The sequence below is a fragment of the Aeromonas rivipollensis genome (genome assembly GCF_010974825.1).
Taxonomy (GTDB): domain Bacteria; phylum Pseudomonadota; class Gammaproteobacteria; order Enterobacterales; family Aeromonadaceae; genus Aeromonas; species Aeromonas rivipollensis.
The window spans coordinates 1-792 of sequence record NZ_JAAILA010000054.1 but is presented as its reverse complement, the minus strand read 5'-3'; the positions used below and the strand labels follow the sequence as shown (position 1 = coordinate 792).

The following is a 792-nucleotide window of genomic DNA, read 5'->3' as shown; positions in this document are numbered from 1 at the left end:
CTCTTGGCCGCTCACGTGGCAGTTTTGGCAGCAAAATTCACTTGGTCACTGATGGAAATGGTTTGCCGCTGGGGTTCTGCCTTTCGCCGGGGCAATCAGCGGAAATCAGATATGCGACAAGTGCGTTGGCCATGGCAAGGATACCAACCTCATCAGGTCGTTATCGCACGCGTCCAGCGCATCTTGCCGCAGATGAGGCCTATAGCAGCAGGGCTTTCCGGGCCGAACTCCGACGCAGAAGGATAAAAGCGGTCATCCCGCAGCGTAGCGGCCAGCAGCGGCACCATAAGGGACGTCCACTGGTATTGGACAAAGCACGTTATCGCAGGCGAAATGTGGTCGAGCGGTGCCTCGGATGGCTGAAGAAGTTTCGCCGATTCTCAACGAGATATGAAAAGCTGGCGGGAAGTTTTGCAGCTTTTATCAAGCTGGCTTTCTGCCTTCGTTACTTGCGGGAACTATTGGTGGACAGAAAACCAGCATTTTGAGAACACGGCCTAGGTTGTAAATATCCACCGCCTCACGCACCATCTCCCGCGCTTGCGCCAGGTCCTGCGGGCTTTGCAACAACAACTCTCCTTTCAATATCCCGTTCACCCGCTCCGCCAACGCATTCTGGTAACAATCATAGCCATCCGTCATCGAGCACCGCACCCCATGCCGCTCATGCAATGACTGATACAGCCCCGAGCAATACTGCACGCCGCGGTCCGAGTGATGGATAAGCTCCCCGCCGCCACGCCGTTGCTTCAGCGCTTTCTTAAACGCCATGGCCACCGACTCGGCGTGCAT

The 792-nt window shown here is 56.1% G+C and carries 2 protein-coding genes; one reads left to right on the top strand and one right to left on the bottom strand.

The features are described 5' to 3' along the window. Positions 1–488, top strand: a 488-nt coding sequence (locus G4923_RS21125; RefSeq protein ID WP_163138201.1) for an IS5 family transposase, incomplete at its 5' end; no start/stop codon positions are given. On the opposite strand, the gene G4923_RS21120 is transcribed toward G4923_RS21125, so the two are convergent. After that, positions 424–792 (bottom strand): integrase core domain-containing protein (locus tag G4923_RS21120; RefSeq protein WP_240455380.1); only part of this gene is annotated, 369 nt, incomplete at its 5' end. The two genes, G4923_RS21125 and G4923_RS21120, sit on opposite strands and share 65 nt — an antisense overlap.